The sequence below is a fragment of the Bradyrhizobium sp. SZCCHNR1002 genome (assembly GCF_032381435.1).
GTDB lineage: Bacteria > Pseudomonadota > Alphaproteobacteria > Rhizobiales > Xanthobacteraceae > Bradyrhizobium > Bradyrhizobium aeschynomenes.
Map to the genome: position 1 here is coordinate 697,058 of NZ_JAUHIS010000002.1, position 18,990 is coordinate 716,047.

The window sequence follows — 18,990 nt, forward strand, 5'->3', positions numbered from 1 at the left end:
CTCAATCGGATTGCCCGATCCGCGGGCGCTCCGCCCGAATCTCGGGCAACTCACAGCGGAGCCGCGGCCACGCGCATGACCTCTCCCGCACCACGGCCCAAGCTCAAGACGCGCTTCAAGCCGGCGCGGCTGAAGCTGTCGTCCGACCAGCCGACCCGGCCGCTGGCGCGGCTGTCGCTGCACGATCAGCTCGTCGCCAAGGTCCGCGAGATGATCATCGACGGCGAGCTGGCGGCCGGCGCCGCCCTGCCCGAGCGCATGCTGTGCGAGACCTTCGGCGTGTCGCGCACGCCGCTGCGCGAGGCGTTCAAGATCCTCGCCGCCGAAGGGCTGATCGAGCTGCGCCCGCATCGCACGCCGGTGGTGGCGCCGATCGACAGCCGTGAGATCGCCGAGATCTTCGACGTGATGGTGGCGCTCGACATCGCCGCCGGGCGCGCCGCCGCGGCACGCGCAACGGCGGAAGACATCGCAAGGCTCGACGCAATGCATGCCGAGCTGACGGCGCTGCATCGTGCCGCCGAGCGCGCCGCCTATTTCCGGCTCAATCAGCAGATCCACGCCGAGATCACCAGGCTCGCCGGCAACGCCGTGCTGCTGAACATGTGGAGCACCCTGCATGCGAGCGTGTTTCGCGCCCGTGCGGTGGCCAATTACGACGCGCGGCGCTGGAACGAGTCGCTTGAGGAGCACGAGGCCTTCATGGCGCTGCTGCGCGCCCGCGATGCCCAGGGCTTCGCGGCGGCGCTCGGCGACCACACCCGCAAAACCGGCGATTCCGTGCTGCAGATGCTGGAGCAGGCCGGGCAGGACCCGGGCCGCGGATAGACTTTCTTAGTGTCGAACCGGTGATGCTGGCGCCGCGACAGATGAGAGTTCCACGCGTCGGACCCGATCATGATCCTGCAATCGCTCGCCGGCCTGCCGGCCTTCCTGGTCTATTTCTGCACCGCGCTGGTCGCGGTGACGGCGTACCTCTTCATCTACACGCGCGTCACGCCCTACAATGAATTCCAGCTGATCCGCGACAACCATCCCTCCGCGGCGATCTCGCTCGGCCTGAGCCTGCTCGGCTTCACGCTGCCGCTGGTCAGCGCCATCGCGCATTCCGCCAACGTGCTGGACTGCCTGATCTGGGCACTGGTGGCATTGATCGTCCAGGTGATCGTCTACTATCTCGTCCGCATTCCGGTGCCGGACCTCGCCAACCGCATCGTCGCGGGCGAGATGGCCTCCGCGATCTGGCTCGGATTGGCATCCTTGTCCGCCGGCGCGCTCAACGCCGCCTCGATGATCTACTGACCATGGCCAAGCAGCCTCCCGAATTCGGCAAGCGCCGGCCGCTGCCCCCACCGCCGACGACCCCGCCGGTGAAGCGCTCCGGCCAGGTCGCGCTGCTGTTGATGGGCACGCTCGCGGTCGGCGGCACCGCCTATGCGCTGATGCCGCGGCAGCAGAGCTGCCCGCAGCCGGACGCGGCCACGCCCGCGGTGGCAGGCCAGCCGCAGCCGAGCAACTGCACCTCGCAGCGCTCGGGAAGCAGCGGCGGCAGCGGCTCCGGACGCTGGGGCTATTCGAGCAGCGACTCGTCGTCGCGCAGCAGCAGCGGCGGCAGTTCGACGCATGTCGTCGACGCGTCCTCGGCCCACGTCTCGCGCGGCGGCTTCGGCGGATTTGGCCATGGCTTCGGCTTCGGCGGCGGCTGATTTCCGTCGCGCGATCGCCGCGAAAACACCGCCTTTGTGCTGTTTGTTGGATTCGGATCTTTGACACAGACTCACAATCATAAAAAACTGGCCTGCCCACTGATCGGAATTGATCCGATGCGACGTCCGCGCCTGAAGGCGCCGGCGATGATGGAGGCTGCAGCGATCGTTGCGGTCTTCATCGCAGCTTCAAGCCATCGGTCGCGCGGTCCCTCGTCCGGACCGCAAGGCGAACATCGTTGTCGCGCTGCCCAGGGCAGCGTGCGTGATGCCGTGCACCGTCTTCACGGGCACGGCGCGCGCGGCTGCGCCTGCGGGTAGGCAAGATGCAGCGCATCCCCTGCCCCGAGCGTGACGACTGGCGCGAGACGGCGGCGCAATGCGGCTTCGATTTCTACGAGCTCGACGGCGAGCGCTATTGGGACGAGCGCGCCTACTATGCGTTCTCGATCGCCGAGATCGAGCTCGGTATCGAGGAGCCGACCGGCGAGATCGAGCAGATGTGCCTGGAGCTCGTGGGGCGCGTCGTCGCTGACGAGGTCCTGCTGCAAAGGCTGAAGATCCCGCAAGCGTTCTGGCCGCTGCTGAGCGAGAGCTGGAAGCGCCGGGACGACAGTCTCTATGGCCGCCTCGACCTCAGTTTTCCAGGCTTCCGCGGCGGCGACCGCGTGCCGGCGAAGCTGCTCGAATATAATGCCGACACGCCGACCTCGATCTTCGAAGCCGCCGTCTTCCAATGGACATGGCTGGAGCAGGCGATCGAACGGCGCATCCTCCCCGGCAGGGCCGACCAGTACAACTCGATCCATGAACGGCTGATCGAACGCTGGCGTTCGCTCGGCAAGGGACGCCCGCTGCATCTGGCGGGAATGACCGCCGAGGTCGAGGATGCCGCCACCCTGGCGTATCTCGCCGACACGGCCGCGCAGGCCGGCTTGTCGACAAGCATCCTTGACGTCACCGACATCGGCTGGCGCGACAAAGGCGGCGGCTTCGTCGACCTCGACAACGAGGATATGGCACTCGCCTTCAAGTTGTACCCCTGGGAGTGGATGTTCCACGATGCTTTCGGGGCGAGGCTCGGCAGCGCACCGACGCAGTGGGTGGAGCCGCCGTGGAAGGCGATCCTCTCCAACAAGGGCATCCTGCCGCTGCTGTGGCAGATGAACGAAGGCCACCCGAACCTGCTGCCGGCCTATTTCGAGGACGATCCGAAAGCGGCCAGTCTTGGTCCGAGCTTCGTGCGCAAGCCGATCTACTCGCGCGAGGGCGCCAATGTCAGCCTGGTGTCGGACGGCGTCGCCGTGTCTGCACAGGAAGGCCCCTACGGCGCCGAAGGATTCATCCGGCAGGCGCTGGCGCCGCTGCCGGATTTCGGCGGCGTGTTCCCCGTCATCGGCAGCTGGCTCGTCGACCACCAGCCATGCGGTCTTTCGATCCGCGAGGACGCAACCCCGATCACGGGCAACCGTTCGCGCTTTTTGCCGCACGCGATCCTCTAGGTTGTTAACGACTGGCGTCGAAAACGGCTCGACTCCCGGTCCCGGATGGTTAGATAGAGCAAGGGGACGGAACTCCTCGACGCGGCGACCACGCGCGACCGGATGTGAGGCATGGCGACGGACAATTCTCAGCTCGACGGCTTGCGTATCCTGGTCGCCGAGGACGAGGGGCTGATCGCGCTCGAGCTCGAGACCGTGCTGAAGGATTTCGGTTGCGACGTGATCGGCCCGGTGTCACGCGTCGCCGACGTGTTGCGCGAGGCCGAGCGCGGCAGCCTCGATGGCGCACTGCTCGACGTCAACCTGCGCGGCGAGCAGATCTTCGCGGTGCTGCCGCAGCTCATCGCGCTCGGACTGAAGATCGTCATCACCTCCGGCTATGACGATGCAACCCTGTTTCCGCCCGAGTTTCGCAGCCTGCCCCGGCTCGCCAAACCATTCGACGAGCGCGCGCTGCGTGCGATGTGCGAGGCGACGTTCCTGCCGCGTTAACCTCGCAGTCAGGCTGATCACCCGCGCCGGACTGACAGCGCCAGAGGGCCGCGACCGCGACGACGTATCGGGTTCTCATCCTCCATCAACAAGTTGCCAAACGGTATCATGACAGATCGACCGGCCGGAGCAACGGTTTGCCGGAATGATCGCTGGCGTGCGTCCGAGCGCGCTCCTGCAGCCTTCGCAGGAGAGATGATTCCATATTGCCAAACCTGCAGTTGAACGGAATGATCGGGCTTTGCGATCAGCTCTTTTGAGCGGCCATTCCTGTTTCGGATATCAGATGCGAGGCATCAAACGGCGTAAAAGCGGCTCCGCCGATCGTCAGCTCCAAAAACGCACCAGCACAATGGCGGTGCGGCAGGACTTGCCGCTCGTCCACATCACGGCGGTCGGGAATGCGCGTGAGATCGTCAGCAGCGGCGATCTGGAGATACGCAAGTGCAGGGCTTTCCAGAAAGAGCTGCTCTATTTCTTTGCCGTGAGACTTGCCTACCGGCTCAAGGATGGCGATGAGAAGTCGCACCAGATCAACCGCTTCCCATTCGTCTTCATCGTCCGGCCGGAGGCGCTCAAGACGCCCTATCACGTCTATCCGTTCGATACTGGAGCCGCGATCAAGGGCGTTTTCGACAGTCAAGCGGACCCTTACATCCCCCTTGACGATTACGAGCTGGAGCCGACCCTCGAGGCTGCTGCGCGGCACATCAAATGGGCCTTCGGTTCACTCGAAGACTACCTCGAGGGAAATCTGCGGCCGGACATCCTCGACGACGTCCCCATGCACGAGACGGTGACCCGCGGATATGTCGACATTGCGCGCCAGGCAAGGACCGGCAGCAACAAGCCGGACAAGCGAGCCTCGGCCGTAGAGATCGCCGTCAATCACGGCGTCCCGTTGAAGGACAACGTCTTGCTCGCGATTCTTCCCAAGCAGTACCTCGAGGAGGATGGCCAGCCTGCCAACGACGACTTCATTTCACTCCTGCAACAACGCAACGTTCCCTGGGACCATTACGACTGGCAGCCCAACAAGACGCCCAACGAGTTCCAGCAGGAGATCAATCGAGTTGCGATCAGGTTCTTCAAGTCGCAGGGTTTGATCCGGTGATCGACACCGGCCCCTCCGAACTGATCCTGGCCGGATATGCCCCGCTGTCCTCGAGGGGATTTGCTCTCCCCTGCTTTGTCGCCAGCCCGCAGTCGAACGCGTGGTACACGGCGATTTGTTCGGTGGAAGCCGACCATTCGGGAGAGATCGTCGGCTTCGATGTGTTCGAGTCCGGCGGCATCCTTCGCCTGCCCCCGGAGCAGCACCGGATCGTCGCGCTCCATGAGCCGTGGACCGATGTCTTCATCTGGAAGAACTCGGCTCTGATCGGCACACCGGCCGACATCTGGATCAAGCTCGGACCGGAGCGGGATGAGATGCTCGGCGTGATGCCGCTCACCGGTCTCGATCTGGCTCTGGGAATACCGGATCAAGACGTGTTCGCACTCGTCGGTGACGCGTTCGCGTTCATGCGCCGCAGATTTGGCCCGGAGGATGCGGACGCTTGGCGTTACGGCACCCTCACGCGGCAACAGCTCATGATCGCCTTCAGGCGCCTGGCACGAGACGCCGGCCTGGGAGACGATGTGGCGCCTGCGCTCGGAGCCATCGAAATCGAGCATCTCGGCTCATCGCGGATCAAGGTCCTGCTTCCCTTCGACGTCATCAGGGCGTTCACCGGAAGGGGGCGATCGGAGGAGCTCGCTCGCCGAGCGAGCGAAGCCCTTGCCCGGCTTGGAAGCGCTCTTCACGATATCGAGGCCATCGATAGCCCGCCGGGCACTCCGGCGCGCAGGATCTCGATCGAAACGGCGAGCCAGAGCGCTCCCATCGATGAACAGCCCGCATTTGACGACACGAGCGAAGGAGATCAGGAAGACACCGCCGAAATCGACCAGCTCGTCGAGCAGATACGAACCTACAATCCAAGGACGGACGAGAACCTGATCCGACGCGCGTATCGCTACGGCACGCTCAATGGAAGAACTCATCAGACTGCACCGAAGGGCAGGCAATCGTCACCGGCAGCGATCGCAAAGCTCGTCTGCGACCAGCGGCTGGACGATGCGACGATCGTCGCCGCGCTCATTCACGGCGGCAGCGCCGAGACGGAAGCCGCGCGCATCGAGGTAGGCGAGATTGAGCAGTTGTTCGGGCGTGAGGTCGGTCAGCTGGTGGACGGCCTCAAGCGAATGAGGAAGCTGGAGCTTGTTCCGCAGGCGTCCGAGCAATCGGAGAACCTGCGGAAGCTCCTCGTCGCAATCGCCGGCGACGTGAGGGTCCTCCTGGTCAAGCTGGCTGCTCGACTTCACGAGATGCGAGGTCTGGAGCGGATGCCGGAGGCGGACCAGTTTCGTCTTGCACAAGAGACGCTCGAAATCTACGCACCGCTCGCCGGCCGCGTCGGCATGCAGGAGATGCGCGAGGAGCTCGAAGACTTGTCCTTTCGCGCGATCGATCCGAGCGCATATGGTCTGCTGCTCCAGCGGCTCGACGCGATCACAGCACGAAACCCCGACCTGATCACCGAGGTCGAAAGCCAGCTGGCAACGAAGTTCCGGGAGCGCGGACTGGCGGCCCGGGTCATCGGACGACGCAAGAAGCCATTCGCGATCTGGCTCGAAATGCAGCGCCGATCGCTCGGTTTCGAGCAGCTCACCCACTATGCGTTCCGCATCATTACGCAGGATCACGCGTCGTGCTACCGGGCGCTCGGCATCGTTCACACCGTCTGGCCGGTCGTCCCCGGCAAGTTCGTGGACACCATCTCCACACCGACGGAGATGGACTATCGCGCCATTCACACCACGGTGATCGGCCCAGGCAAGCAACGCATCGAGCTGCAGATCCGAACCGACGAGGGGGATTTCATCGCCGAACTCGGGACGACAGCGTCTTCCTTTGAGAGCGATGCGGACTCGTTCGGCAGGCCGTCGAAGCAGGAATCGGATGCATTCGCTTCGTTGCGTCAGACGATCGGTGCTCTCTCGCAGCACGCGGACACCGAAGACTTCCGCAAGCATACCAAGCTCGAGCTCTTTCGCGATCAGGTCTTCTGCTTCACTCCGAAAGGCAAGCTGATCGCACTGCCGCGGGGCGCGTCAGCCATCGACTTCGCCTACGCAGTTCACACGAACGTGGGCAACAGTGCTGTGGGCTGCAAGATCAACGGAGAGTTCGCGGCGCTGTCGACGGAGCTCGAAAATGAGAACTCCGTCGAGGTGCTGATATCCGACGCGCAGACTGCGCCGCCGGCTGCATGGGAGACGCTTGCGCGGACACGCAAGGCGCGGGCAGCGATCCGGAGAGCGACCCGCAAAGCGGTCGATGAGCAATACGCCGACCTGGGCCGGCGTATCGTCGAGAGATTTTTCGAGCGGATCAAGCTCGATTTTGTCGACTACAAGCTGAAGGGAGCGCTCCCCCGACTGCGCCGCGGCTCGGTCGACGAGGTGATGGCAGCCGTGGGGCGCGGAGAGATCAAGGCGTCCAATGTCGCACGGGCGATCTATCCCGATTACCAGGAAGATCAAGGTCTCCGTCCCGGCGGAAAGAAGGGCGTTGCGATCAGAGTACGGTTCTTCACGACGCAGGAAAATCGGACAAGCGGCTGGAGATCTACCTGGGTTGGAGACCTCAAATCCGGCTTGCCCGTCAAGTTCGCGCCTCAGGGCGGTGCGTTGCCGGGCGAGCGCATCGTCGGAATCGTCACTCGGAACGAGGGGCTCACCATCTATCCGATTCAATCCAGATCGCTGGAGAAGTTCGAGGGCGAGCCTGAACGCTGGGTCGACGCCCGCTGGGAGGAAAGCGACTCCGGCCCCCGGCGCTTTCCGGCGCGCATTCTCGTCAGATATGTCGACGAGCCGGGAAACCTGGCCGCCATAGCCTCGGTGATCAACGAGCAGGACGGCAACATTGATAACATCTCCACGCGTCGTTCTCTGGGCTTCAACGAGCTCATCGTCGACCTGGATGTCTACGACCTAAGGCATCTAAGCGCGATCATGGCTCATTTGCGCGTCAATTCATCGGTCGACTCGGTCGAACGCATCGAAGGCTAGCAAACCTTCGTCCATCATCGTCCCCTTCGACGGCCCGCATGTTCCCTCCGGAATCATGCGGGTTCCCGCACCTCTAGAGGATGATGCGATGATGTGGAAACGCATCATGCTCTGATCGCCAACGTGCTGATAGGGGCGACGGAAGGCCCGCGAATTCTGTCTTACCCTCCCCTGGAGGGCAGGGCTATCGCATATGGCGATCAGTGTTTTGCGCCCATCTCCCTCCGCCTCGTCATGGCCGGGCTTGTCCCGGCCATCCACGTCGTCCAGCCTGCTGAGAACGACGTGGATGCCCGGGACGGAGCCCGGGCATGACGATGTGGAGACGGTTTCGCGACACACTCAGATTGACCATATGCGATAGCCCTGCCCTCCAGGGGAGGGTGAGAGCGGGGCTGACCTCGAAGCTGCGCGCTGCGGGATCGAAAAGGTGCGTCATGCCGTCATGATGCGATTCCGAAGAAACACATCATGCTCTAATCCGGCTGCACGGCCGAGGCGGGCGGATGTTCGGGGGACGTCTCGGCCGTCAGCGCGAAAGTGAGCCTGCAGTGGATCCCTTCGGGCTCGAAATCCAGCGCGGCTTCACCGTCGAGATCGAAGCGGACGACGCGGTCGATCAGGGTGGTGCCGAAGCCGCGCGATCCGCTGCGTTCCACGCGCGGGCCGCCGCGTTCGATCCAGACCAGCTCCAGCCTGTTGCGGTCGTCGCACCGCCGCCAGGAGATCGTGACCTGCCCCAGGGGCGCGGACAGCGCACCATATTTCGAGGCATTGGTGGCGAGTTCGTGCAGCACCATCGACAGCGGCAGCACCAACCGCGCCTCCAGCAGCACCGGAGGCCCTTCGATCGCAATGCGGCCTTCACCGACGCCGTAGGGCGCCAGCACGGTGGTGAGCAGCTCGTTGAAGCCGATGCCGATCCAGCGCGTCTGGGTCAGGATGTCGTGCGCGATCGACACCGCCTGGATCCGCCCGGAGAACGCCTTGTTGAAGGCCGGCAGCGACGGCGAGGTGCGCAGCGTCTGGCCGGCCACGGACTGCACGATCGCCAGGATGTTCTTGACGCGATGGTTCAGCTCCGCGACCAGCATGGTCTGCTGCTCTTCGGCCCGCTTGCGCTCGGTGATGTCGGTCAGGGTGACGATCGAGCCCACGGTGTCCTTGGCGTCGTTGACCAGCGGCCCGCCGGACAGCAGAAACGAGCGACCGGACATGCGCTCGTTGCGCAGGGCGACCTCGACGCCGTGGAAGGGCTTGGTGGCCAGCGCCCGATCGAGACTCTCGCGTGAGAAGCGGGTCAGGGTGCCCTGCTGGCTCGCACTCTGGGCATCGAGCGGAAAGGCCTCCGAGAACAGCTGCCCGACCGGTGAGCGCTCCGCGAGCTGCTCGGCGACCCAGCTCGCATGGGTGATCCGTCCGTCCAGCGCCAGCACGACCACGGCATCTGTAGCCTGCTCCAGGATCGAGCGCGCGAAGCGCTCGGCGGTGGCAACCTCCTCGGCGCGGCGCTGGATCGACATGTCGGTCAGCGTCACCAGGGTGGCGGCGACGCCCCCCATCGCCATCTGCCGCATCCACACCGACACCGGCAGGCCGTCGCCGTCGGAGCGGCGCAACTGCGCATCGCTCGCCGCGTCGTCGGCGCGCTGCTGCGGCACCGGGCCGGCGAACAACGAGGCGAAGCTGCGCCCCACCAATTGCTGCGCACTAAGCCCCGTCAGCGCACACAGCCGCGAGTTGACGTAGACGATACTGCCGTCTGCATCGAGCGTCAGCGCGCCGTCGCTCATGCGCTCGACCAGGACATGATAGGGCGCGTCGGCACCCTGCAGCATGATGATCTGGGGTCCACTCGGGCCCTGCACCACCACGGCATCGACATTGCCGCGATGGATCGCCTCGACGGTCTCCTCCGCCTCGTTGCGCGGCCGGGCCGCCTGCATCACATCTTTAGCCGCCACGCGTCCTCCGTTCAGCTCGGAGCAATGTCCAGACCGACCAGCACCTTCTCCGCATTGGAGAGGTCGCCGATGATGCGCTTGAGCGGCTCGGGCAGTTGCCGGATCAGCGTCGGAATGGCGACGATCTGATCGCGCTGCGCCAGCGCAGGATCCTTCATCAGATCAATCACCTCGATCGTGTAGCGGCCGGGCAGATGCGTCTCGCACAGCTTCTTGAGGTTGGCGAGCGCGGCCAGCGATTTTGGCGTCTGGCCCGCAACGTAGAGCCGCAGATTATAGCCATCCTGTTCCATTGCTGTCGCCGTCATTTGCCTGATGTCATCGGATTCGACGGCGAGCTCACCGCTCGCTTCGACGAGCGGCTCTGCACCATTGCGATGCGATCGGCGGAGCGCTGATCCTCGCGGGCGGCGCCTTCCAGGTTCAGAAGCTCCATCTCCCCCTCCTCGCTGGCAAGCTGCGCCTTCAGCGTTTCGATCTGCGCCGCGATCTCGCGCCGGCGGCGCTCGATCTCCCGCGTGCGGCGTTCCAAGTCCTGCGTGCGCAGCAGGCGGTCGGCACGATCCCTGACCTCCTGGGCCACCCGGGCCGATCCCGTGAGCACGCCCTCGGGACCCAGATAGACCTCGCGCAGCGCGATGCCGTCGCCGCTCATCAGGAACTCGCGCACCTGGTTGGAGTGGGCCATGCCGCGCGACTTCAACAGATAGAGCTGGCGATTGTGCTCGCCGTTGCTCTCGCGATTGTAGAGCAGCAGCCAGGTGTCGGTGAGCGAGGAGATCTGCATCTCCGTAGTCGCGGTCTCCGCGCTGCCGGCGCCGAGATTGGTGAACAGAGCGGTCACCCCACGCGACTTCAGGAAGTCGATCAGCCGCAGCGTCATCGAATGCACGTCGCCGGCAAGTCCGGCGCCCATCAATGACGAGATCGGGTCGACCACCACGGCGGCGGGATCAAACTCCTTCACCTCACGGTGCATGGCCGCGAGGTGTGTCTCCAGCCCGTAGAGGTTCGGACGGCGCGCCGAGAAGCGCAGCAGGCCGCGATCGACCCATTGCTGCAGGTCGAGTCCGACCGATCGCATGTTGCGCACGATCTGCTGCGGCGATTCCTCGAGCGCGAAGTAGATGCAGCGCTGTCCGGCGGCACAGATCGAGTTGGCAAAATGCGCCGAGACCGTCGACTTGCCGGCACCGGCCATGCCCGAGATCAGGATGCTCGAGCCCTTGTAGTAGCCACGGCCCTCGAGCATCTCGTCGAGATCGGCGATGCCGGTCGAGACCCGCTCCGTCGAGGCATCATGCGACAGGCCCGACGAGGTGATCGGCATCACGGTGATGCCTTCCTGGTCGATGATGAAGGGATATTCGTTGGTGCCGTGCGCCGTGCCGCGATACTTCACGACGCGCAGCCGGCGCGTCGACAGCTGGTCGTGCACGCGGTTGTCGAGCAGGATCACGCAGTCGGCGACATATTCCTCGAGACCATAGCGGGTGAGCGTGCCGTCGCCGCGCTCGCCGGTGATGATGGCGGTCACGCCCTTGCTCTTCAGCCATTCGAACAGGCGGCGCAGCTCGGAGCGCAGCACGGCCTGGTTGTCGAGACCGCCGAACAGCGTCTCGATCGTGTCGATCACGACGCGCTTGGCGCCGACGGAATCGATTGCGAACCCGATGCGGATGAACAGGCCGTCGAGATCATAATCGCCGGCCTCCTCGATCTCGTTGCGGTCGAGATGGATGTGGTCGACGACGATCTTCCTCTGCTCGATCAGCCGCTCGATGTCGTAGCTCAGCGAGCCGACATTCTTGATCAGATCCTCGGGCTGCTCCTCGAACGCGATGAACACGCCCGGCTCGTCATAGGCGACCGCGCCGTTGTAGAGAAACGTCATTGCGAACAACGTCTTGCCGCATCCGGCGGCGCCGCACAGCAGCGTCGGCCGGCCTTGCGGCAGACCGCCGAAGGTGACCTCGTCGAGGCCGTCGATCCCAGTCGGTGACTTCGCAATGACAGGGAGATCCCGCGTCACGATTCGAGGACGCACGCTCGTTTTCATTCATTCCCCCTGCCATCAAGGCAACACGCTTCGGCCACACCAAGGCGTGAATCGACGCGCCAGACCGAAAAAAGTTCCGGGTCGGGGAAAAAGATTTGCGTCTGCGAATGATCCGCCGATGCCCGGCCGGCGTTTGCCGCCGGCTGACGACGAAAGCCCCGGCTTAGAAAAAGCCCTGCCGTAGGGGATCGGGATGGTCCTTGCGCACGGCGCGCGATCAGCGCGCCGCGACCACCTTCAGGCCAGGCAGCAGCGCAGCGCCGCCGCGCGGGCTGCGCACCGGATTGATCTGGTACAGACCCCGCCGCTCCTGGTTGGGCTTGAACGCATCCGTGATGCCAACCACCGACTCGGCGGCACCCAGCAGCAGCGTGCCGTCGGGCTCCATCACCTTGGCCATCCGCTCGAAGATCGAGGCCTTGGTCTCCTGGTCGAAATAGATCAGCACGTTGCGGCAGAAGATCACGTCGAACTTGCCGAGATGCGAGAAGTCCTGCAGCAGATTGAGCTGGCGGTGCTGGACCATGCCGCGAATGTCGGCGCTGAGCTGCCAGAGCTCGCCGAGCTGGGTGAAGTATTTCACCAGCAGCTGGATCGGCAAGCCGCGCTGCACTTCGAACTGGCTGTAGAGACCGGCCTTCGACTTCTCCAGCACCTCCTGCGACAGGTCGGTGGCGATGATCTCGATACGCCAGCCGGCGAGCGCCGCGCCATGCTCCCGCAGGCACATCGCGATCGAGTACGGCTCCTGTCCGGTCGAGCAGGCGGCCGACCAGATGCGCAGGGAACGACGGCTGGCGCGCGACTGGATCAGCGCCGGCAGGATGCCTTCGCGCAGATGATCGAACGGAATCTTGTCGCGGAAGAAGAACGTCTCGTTGGTGGTCATGGCCTCGACCACCTGCGTCGTGAGCTGCTCGGCGCCGCTCTTCATCTTCTGCACCAGCTCCGGAATGCCCGGCAGGTTGGCGCGACGGGCCAGCGGCAACAGCCGGCTCTCGACCAGATATTGCTTGTCCGCCGACAGGTCGAGACCGGACCTGTCCTTCAGGAGCTTACGCAGGAACTCATAGTCCAGGGGGGTCACGAACGGTCTCCAGCAAACAGACGGACCAGCTTCGGTGCAATCTGATTCAAGGGAAGGATGGCCGCGCAGATGCCGGCATTGGCGGCCGCGCCCGGCATGCCCCAGACCACGCTGGTCGCCTCATCCTGCGCGATGACGCTGCCACCGGCCGCGACGATGTCCTTGCCGCCGCGCATGCCGTCGGAGCCCATGCCGGTCAGGATCACGGCCAGCGTCGCGCCTTGCCAGATGTCGACAGCCGAGGTGAACAGGGGATCCACCGCCGGCTTGCAGAAATTCACCGGCGGCCCGTTGTCGAGCGCGATGACCGCGTCGGCGCCATGGCGTGCGACGCGCATGTGGCGTCCGCCCGGCGCGAGATAGATCTGGCCCGGCTTGATGACCTCGCCGTCGATGGCCTCATGCGCCGGCCGGCGGCTCGAGCGCGCCAGATGCTCGGCCAGGATGGTGGTGAAGGTCGGCGGCATGTGCTGGGTGATCAGCACCGGGAAACGATCGATCACCGCACCGAGCTCGGTGACGACCGACATCAGCGCCTGCGGTCCGCCGGTCGACGATCCGATCAGCAGCACCTTCGGCATCTGCGAGCTGAAGGCGCGCCGCGCGATCTGCGCCGGGACATGGGGTGCGGCATGCGCGGGAACGGGTGCGGCGAGCGGGCGCGGCACCGCGGCCGGCCTGAGCTCGTGAACGTGCGGAGCCGCCGCGGGGGCGTGATGCACGGGAGCGGCGCGGCGCGCCTTGGCGCCGAGATTGCGGATCTTCTGAATCAGATCGTAGTGGAAATTCTCCGCAGCCGAGGCCTCGCGCGTGCTCTCGGGCTTGGGGATGTAGTCGGCCGCACCCAGCGACAGCGCCTTGAAGCTGATCTCCGCGTTGCGGCGGGTCAGCGTCGAGGCCATGATGACGGCAAGGTTCTTCTTCTTGGCAAGCAGCTTCGGTAGCGCCGCGATGCCGTCGAGCTCGGGCATCTCGATGTCGAGCACGGCGACATCGGGATTCACGCGATCGATCTGGTTGACCGCCTCGAGGCCGGTGCGGAGCGACGCCGCCACGACCATGTCCGGCTCGGAGCTGATCCAGCGCGAGATCATGCCGCGGATGACGACGGAATCGTCCACGACCATCACCCGGAGAGGTTCCTGCCTGGTCGAACTCGGGATCGAAGAACTGGCCAACGCGACGCTCATAGTTCACCAACAGGACAGAGGCAGAGGGCGACGGCAAGCCCGGACGAGCACGGGCTACTCGACCCGACGGAGATCAGATCAGGCCGACTTCCTGGAATTTGGCTGTCACGATGTCCTTGTCGAAGGGCTTCATGATGTACTCGTTGGCGCCGGCATGCAGCGCGCGCGCGATGTGCGCGACGTCGTTCTCGGTCGTGCAGAACACCACCTTGGGCGCATCGCCGCCGGGCATGCGGCGGAGATTGCCGAGGAACTCATAGCCGTCCATGACGGGCATGTTCCAGTCGAGCAGGACGGCGTCGGGCAGCCCGCGCTTGCAGATCTCCAGCGCCTGCTCGCCGTCCTCCGCCTCGACGATCTGGAAATCCAGACCTTCGAGAATGCGCCGCGCCACTTTTCGAATGACGCTGGAATCGTCAACTACCAGACAGGTTCTCATATCAGCCTCTCGGAATCGGGGTCCAATGCAACGAAGCCATCTGCGTCGTTGCGCTCAAAGCTGCGGCCTCAGGCCGCCATCTTGTCGGCAGCGAGCTCGAGCACGCGATCGACATCGAGGATGACCATCAGCTGGCCATCGAGGCGGTGCACGCCACCGGCGAGCTTCGCCATGCGCGGATCGAGGTTCACCGGGTTCTCCTCCCGGCTCTCCTCCGGCAGCCGCAGCACCTCGCCGATCTGGTCGATCAAGAGGCCGTAGGACTCGCCGCGCAGGTCGACGCCGACCGCCATCGGCGGCTTGCCGTCCTCGGCCCTGGCGAGGCCGAGCCGCGCCCGCATGTCGACGACGGTCACGATGCGGCCGCGCAGGTTCAGCACGCCGGCGATCTCGGCCGACGACAGCGGCACCCGCGTCACCCGCTCCGGCATGAACACGTCCTGCACCCGCGAGATCGGCAGGCCGAACAATTGTCCACCGATCATCGCGGTGACGTATTCGACGGCTGCGCCCTCGGTGGTCTCAATCTTGCTGCTCATCGCACGCTACTCCTGCCCGTTCCTGTCACGCGGCCCGCCGGTTGGCTTCGGCGCGCGCCCGTTCCTCGATCTGTTCCTTCAGCGCCGCGATCAGGCCGGGCCGGTCGAACTTGGCGATGTAGTCGTACAGGCCGGCCTGGCGGCCGCGCTCGATCGCCGCCGGCGAGACCAGCGACGACACCGCGATGACCGGCAGCTGATTCAGGTTCTGATCGGAGCGGATCGCCTCGGCGAACTCGAAGCCGTTCATCTCCGGCATCTCGATGTCGGTGACGACGATGTCGAAGGTATGCCCGGAGCGCAGCGTGGCGAGGCCCTCGATGGCGGAGGCCGCCGTGCGCACCTTGTAGCCGGCCGACTTCAACACCGGCGCCAGCATGTTGCGGAAGAACGGCGAGTCGTCGACCAGCAGCACCGACTGCGTCTGCGACTCGGTGGCCATCTCCTTGCGGATGAACCAGTCCGCGAAGGCCATCGGCAGGAAGTGGCCGACGTCGATGACCTCGGTCGCCTGACCCTTGATCACGGCCGAGCCGAGGATGCCGTCTCGCGCGCCGGAGACCTGGATGTTGAGCCGCTCCTCGACGATGTCGATGATCTCGTCGACGACGAGACCCATCGCGCGGGTCTCGTCGGCGAACACCAGGATCGGCTGCGATCCCGTGGTCTGCACCGAGACACCTTCCATCTGCACCAGCGGCATCAGCTGATCGCGGTACTGCACCATGTAACGGCCGTTGGAGATCTCGATCTTGTCGGCCGCGATCTCCTCGAGACGCGTGACCAGCGCCAGCGGCACCGCCTTGGGCTGCGCCGTGCCGGCGCGGAACACCAGCAGCGACGTGAGCTGCTCGCCGCCGATGATGTGATGCGAGGAATGCTCGTCGGCGACCGCCTGCGAGGCCGAGCCGGCAGCGCCGAGCGCCTTCGCAATGCCGTTCGGATCGATGATCATGATGACCGCGCCGTCGCCCAGGATGGTGTTGCCCGAGAACATGTCGATGTGCCGCAGCTTGGTCGACATCGGCTTGACCACGATTTCCTCGGTGTGGAACACGCAGTCCACCACGATGCCGAAGGTCTGGTTGCCGACCTGCGTCACCACGATGAAGCCGTTCTCGGGATCGGTCGACGAGCCGTCGTCGATCTTGAGCAGCTTCTTCAGATGCATCAGCGGCAACAGCTTGTTGCGCAGGCGCAAGACCGCGGTGTCCTTGATGCGCTCGATGCGATGCTCGGAGTTGGCGCGCGCACGCACCAGCTCGACCACCGACAGCTGCGGGATCGCGAAGCGATCGCCGCCGGCCTCGACGATCAGCGCCGAGACGATCGCCAAGGTCAGCGGAATCTTGATGGTGACGGAGGTGCCCTCGCCGGCGACCGACTTGACGTCGATGGTGCCGCCGATCTGGTCGATGTTGGTGCGCACCACGTCCATGCCGACGCCGCGGCCGGAGACCGAGGTGATGGCAGCGGCGGTCGAGAAGCCCGGCTCGAAGATGAACTTGTGGATCTGCGCTTCCGTCATCTTCTCGAGCTCGGCCTCGGTGACGAGACCGTTCGCGAGGGCCTTGGCCTTGATGCGCTCGGTGTTGAGGCCGCGACCGTTGTCGGCGATGCAGATGATGATGTGGCCGCCTTCATGATAGGCGGAGAGGCGGATGGTGCCCTGCTCGGCCTTGCCGCTCGCGGCGCGCTCGGCCATCGTCTCCAGGCCATGGTCCGCCGAGTTGCGTACCATGTGGGTGAGCGGGTCCTTGATCAGATCGAGCACCTGGCGATCGAGCTCGGTGTCGGCGCCGTGCATCTCGAGCTCGATCTGCTTGCCGAGTTCGGTCGCGAGGTCGCGGACGATGCGCGGCAGCTTCTGCCAGGCATTGCCGATCGGCTGCATGCGCGTCTTCATGACGCCTTCCTGCAGCTCGGCGGTGACGTTCGACAGTCGCTGCAACGGCACCTTGAACTCGGTGTCCTCGTTGCGGCGGGCGATCTCGAGCAGCTGGTTGCGCGTCAGCACCAGCTCGGAGACCATCGTCATCAGATGTTCGAGCGTGTCGACGTTGACGCGGATCGACTGGTTGGCGACCTTGTCGTTCTCGTGCACCTCGCCGTCGGCATTGGCCTTGGCCCGCGCCGCCTTCTTCGGCGCTTCGGCCTTTGCTTCCGCCTTCGCCGGCTCAGGCTTGGGCGCAGCGGCCTGCGGGGCGGACGCCTTCGGCGCGGGCGCGGTCTCATGCGCCGGCGGCGTCTCGATCGCGGTCTCGCGGAAGGCGCGCTCCAGCTCGTCGAGCGAGACCTCGCCCGGACGCAGCGGACGCTCCAGGGTCTGGTCGATCAGCGAGCCCTGCGTCACCGCAGGTGCCGGCGGCGCGGCCGGAGCCGCGGGCACGAGCGGCGGCGCGGCCTCGCCGGCGGCCATCGCGGCCATGCCACGCTCGACCATCGCCTCGAGCTCGCTGATGAGGTCGCGGTCCTCACCCTCGGGCTCGGACTCGTTGGCTTCGAGCTGCGCCAGCAGGTCCTTGATCCGGTCGATCGTGGTCAGGATCAGCGTGACGGCCTCGCCGGTCACCGGCATGCCGTCGCGGAATTTGCCCATCAGGGTTTCGGCGGCGTGCGCCAGCGCTTCGAGCCGCGGCAGGCCGAGGAAGCCACAGGTCCCCTTGATCGTGTGCACCAGCCGGAAGATGTTATCCAGGATCTTGGCGTTGTTCGGCTCCTGCTCGAACCGCACCAACTGATTGTCGACGGTATCCAGGCTCTCGCTGGTCTCCGTCAGGAACTCACGCAACAGGTCATCCATTGAAACTGGCCTTCGCACGCAACGGAACGCGACATGACGCGCCCTTCAAACCGTGGCCAGTTTCGGTGCAAAGCGTTTAATATTAGTTGAGTAAGCGCAAATGAACGGACTCAACAAAGAGATAAGATGTCTCCGGACAATTTCGGACACATCCGCAAGACTTGATTAACCCTGGTAAACGAATTCATGCGCCCATCGGCGACACGAGGTCGCAGCAGCGACGCCTGCGCATCGCGCAAATGCGATCAGGCCGCCTGCACGACCATCGCAGCGCCGTCGGCCGCGAGCGTCACCTTGAGGCCGCAGGCGTCGGCCAGCAGGCGAGTGTAATAAGGCTGCACCGCATGCGCATCGATGGTCGACTGCAGCTCGCCGCCGAGCAGGTTGACGATGTTCTGCGGCAGCCGCGCATTGAGGCCGGTCGCGGCGACGCGGAAGCTCATGGTCTCACCGTCGCCGATCGGATCGACGGTCAGCATGCCGCCACGCGGGATCGTCTGCTGCGCCACCACCATCATGTTGAGCAGCAGCTTGACCCGGTTCTTCGGCAGCAGCAGCCGCGGCAGATTCCAGGTGATCGAGGTCTTGGCGTCCTCGATGTGGCCGCGCGCCATGGTCTGCGCATCGCCGAGATCGATCTGCGCGCCGGCCGAGCCGGCGGCGCCGAAAGCGAGGCGGCAGAACTGCAGCCGGGCCGAAGCCGTCTTGGCGCTCTTGCGGATCAGCTCCAGCGCGAAATCGCGGTCTTCCGGCTTGGGATTGTCGTCGAGCACCTCGAGGCCATTGACGATGGCGCCGACCGGACTAATCAGGTCGTGACAGACCTTCGAGCAGAGCAGAGCAGCAAGTTCGAGCGTATCGGGAGCGGGAATCGGATTGGCGATCTCGGAGGAGGACGTGCCGGACATTCGATGTTCCTGAAATCCGCGAAACTGGACGAATCATGCTTGCTTTAACGCTTGATACACTGCGAAAGCATGGACCGCCACCGAGCTGAGGGCAGGACACGGGAAAGTACGTGGCGGTTTTCCCAAGCAAAGTCTGCCCAATGAAGGTGCGAACGGCCCTGCCCGGCTGCGCCGGTACGGCG

Annotated in this window: 16 protein-coding genes; 7 read left to right on the forward strand and 9 right to left on the reverse strand. The window is 64.9% G+C overall.

The window, feature by feature from the left end; genetic code table 11:
• Positions 1–75: 75 nt before the first annotated feature.
• The 7 genes from QX108_RS15580 (at position 76) to QX108_RS15610 (ending at position 7,819) form a co-directional block, all read left to right on the forward strand.
• A complete protein-coding gene (locus tag QX108_RS15580; protein WP_315725060.1) occupies positions 76–828 on the forward strand; it encodes a GntR family transcriptional regulator in 753 nt (250 codons plus the stop codon).
• A gap of 69 nt (positions 829–897) precedes the next feature.
• Positions 898–1,302, forward strand: a complete 405-nt coding sequence (locus tag QX108_RS15585; RefSeq protein ID WP_172114550.1) for a DUF350 domain-containing protein — start codon at positions 898–900, stop codon at positions 1,300–1,302.
• Between the two features lie 2 nt (positions 1,303–1,304).
• The gene (locus QX108_RS15590; protein WP_315725057.1) at positions 1,305–1,706 is read left to right on the forward strand and encodes a hypothetical protein; all 402 of its coding nucleotides are present in this window, start codon (positions 1,305–1,307) and stop codon (positions 1,704–1,706) included.
• Positions 1,707–2,032: 326 nt separating this feature from the next.
• Complete coding sequence (locus QX108_RS15595) at positions 2,033–3,208, forward strand: glutathionylspermidine synthase family protein (protein WP_315787519.1); 1,176 nt, start codon at positions 2,033–2,035, stop codon at positions 3,206–3,208.
• 111 nt (positions 3,209–3,319) lie between these two features.
• A complete protein-coding gene (locus tag QX108_RS15600) occupies positions 3,320–3,700 on the forward strand; it encodes a hypothetical protein (RefSeq protein ID WP_172114542.1) in 381 nt (126 codons plus the stop codon).
• 286 nt (positions 3,701–3,986) lie between these two features.
• A complete protein-coding gene (locus QX108_RS15605) occupies positions 3,987–4,814 on the forward strand; it encodes a hypothetical protein (protein ID WP_315787521.1) in 828 nt (275 codons plus the stop codon).
• 830 nt (positions 4,815–5,644) lie between these two features.
• Positions 5,645–7,819, forward strand: coding sequence for a RelA/SpoT family protein (locus tag QX108_RS15610; RefSeq protein ID WP_315787527.1), 2,175 nt, complete (start codon positions 5,645–5,647; stop codon positions 7,817–7,819).
• A gap of 476 nt (positions 7,820–8,295) precedes the next feature.
• Here the strand turns inward: QX108_RS15610 and QX108_RS15615 are convergent, their stop codons facing one another.
• From QX108_RS15615 to chpT, 9 genes are all read right to left on the reverse strand, one after another.
• Positions 8,296–9,783 (reverse strand): sensor histidine kinase, encoded by a 1,488-nt coding sequence (locus QX108_RS15615; protein WP_315725049.1) that lies wholly within the window; start codon positions 9,781–9,783, stop codon positions 8,296–8,298.
• Positions 9,784–9,794: 11 nt separating this feature from the next.
• The gene (locus QX108_RS15620) at positions 9,795–10,091 is read right to left on the reverse strand and encodes a circadian clock KaiB family protein (protein ID WP_006613308.1); all 297 of its coding nucleotides are present in this window, start codon (positions 10,089–10,091) and stop codon (positions 9,795–9,797) included.
• A complete protein-coding gene (gene kaiC, locus QX108_RS15625) occupies positions 10,088–11,842 on the reverse strand; it encodes a circadian clock protein KaiC (protein ID WP_315725047.1) in 1,755 nt (584 codons plus the stop codon). The genes QX108_RS15620 and kaiC overlap by 4 nt, the downstream gene beginning before the upstream one ends.
• 217 nt (positions 11,843–12,059) lie before the next feature.
• Positions 12,060–12,929 carry a protein-glutamate O-methyltransferase CheR gene (locus QX108_RS15630; RefSeq protein ID WP_315725044.1) on the reverse strand — a complete coding sequence of 290 codons (870 nt, stop codon included), beginning with the start codon at positions 12,927–12,929 and terminating at the stop codon, positions 12,060–12,062.
• Positions 12,926–14,119: a chemotaxis response regulator protein-glutamate methylesterase gene (locus tag QX108_RS15635; RefSeq protein WP_315725042.1), complete on the reverse strand. Its 1,194-nt coding sequence runs from the start codon at positions 14,117–14,119 to the stop codon at positions 12,926–12,928. The genes QX108_RS15630 and QX108_RS15635 overlap by 4 nt, the downstream gene beginning before the upstream one ends.
• Before the next feature lie 73 nt (positions 14,120–14,192).
• Complete coding sequence (locus QX108_RS15640) at positions 14,193–14,558, reverse strand: PleD family two-component system response regulator (RefSeq protein ID WP_006613312.1); 366 nt, start codon at positions 14,556–14,558, stop codon at positions 14,193–14,195.
• Between the two features lie 68 nt (positions 14,559–14,626).
• On the reverse strand, positions 14,627–15,097 hold the full coding sequence (locus QX108_RS15645; RefSeq protein WP_172114528.1) for a chemotaxis protein CheW: 471 nt from the start codon (positions 15,095–15,097) through the stop codon (positions 14,627–14,629).
• Between the two features lie 25 nt (positions 15,098–15,122).
• Positions 15,123–17,900: a hybrid sensor histidine kinase/response regulator gene (locus QX108_RS15650; protein WP_315799578.1), complete on the reverse strand. Its 2,778-nt coding sequence runs from the start codon at positions 17,898–17,900 to the stop codon at positions 15,123–15,125.
• A gap of 245 nt (positions 17,901–18,145) precedes the next feature.
• Complete coding sequence (gene chpT, locus QX108_RS15655) at positions 18,146–18,808, reverse strand: histidine phosphotransferase ChpT (protein ID WP_172115018.1); 663 nt, start codon at positions 18,806–18,808, stop codon at positions 18,146–18,148.
• Positions 18,809–18,990 lie beyond the last annotated feature (182 nt).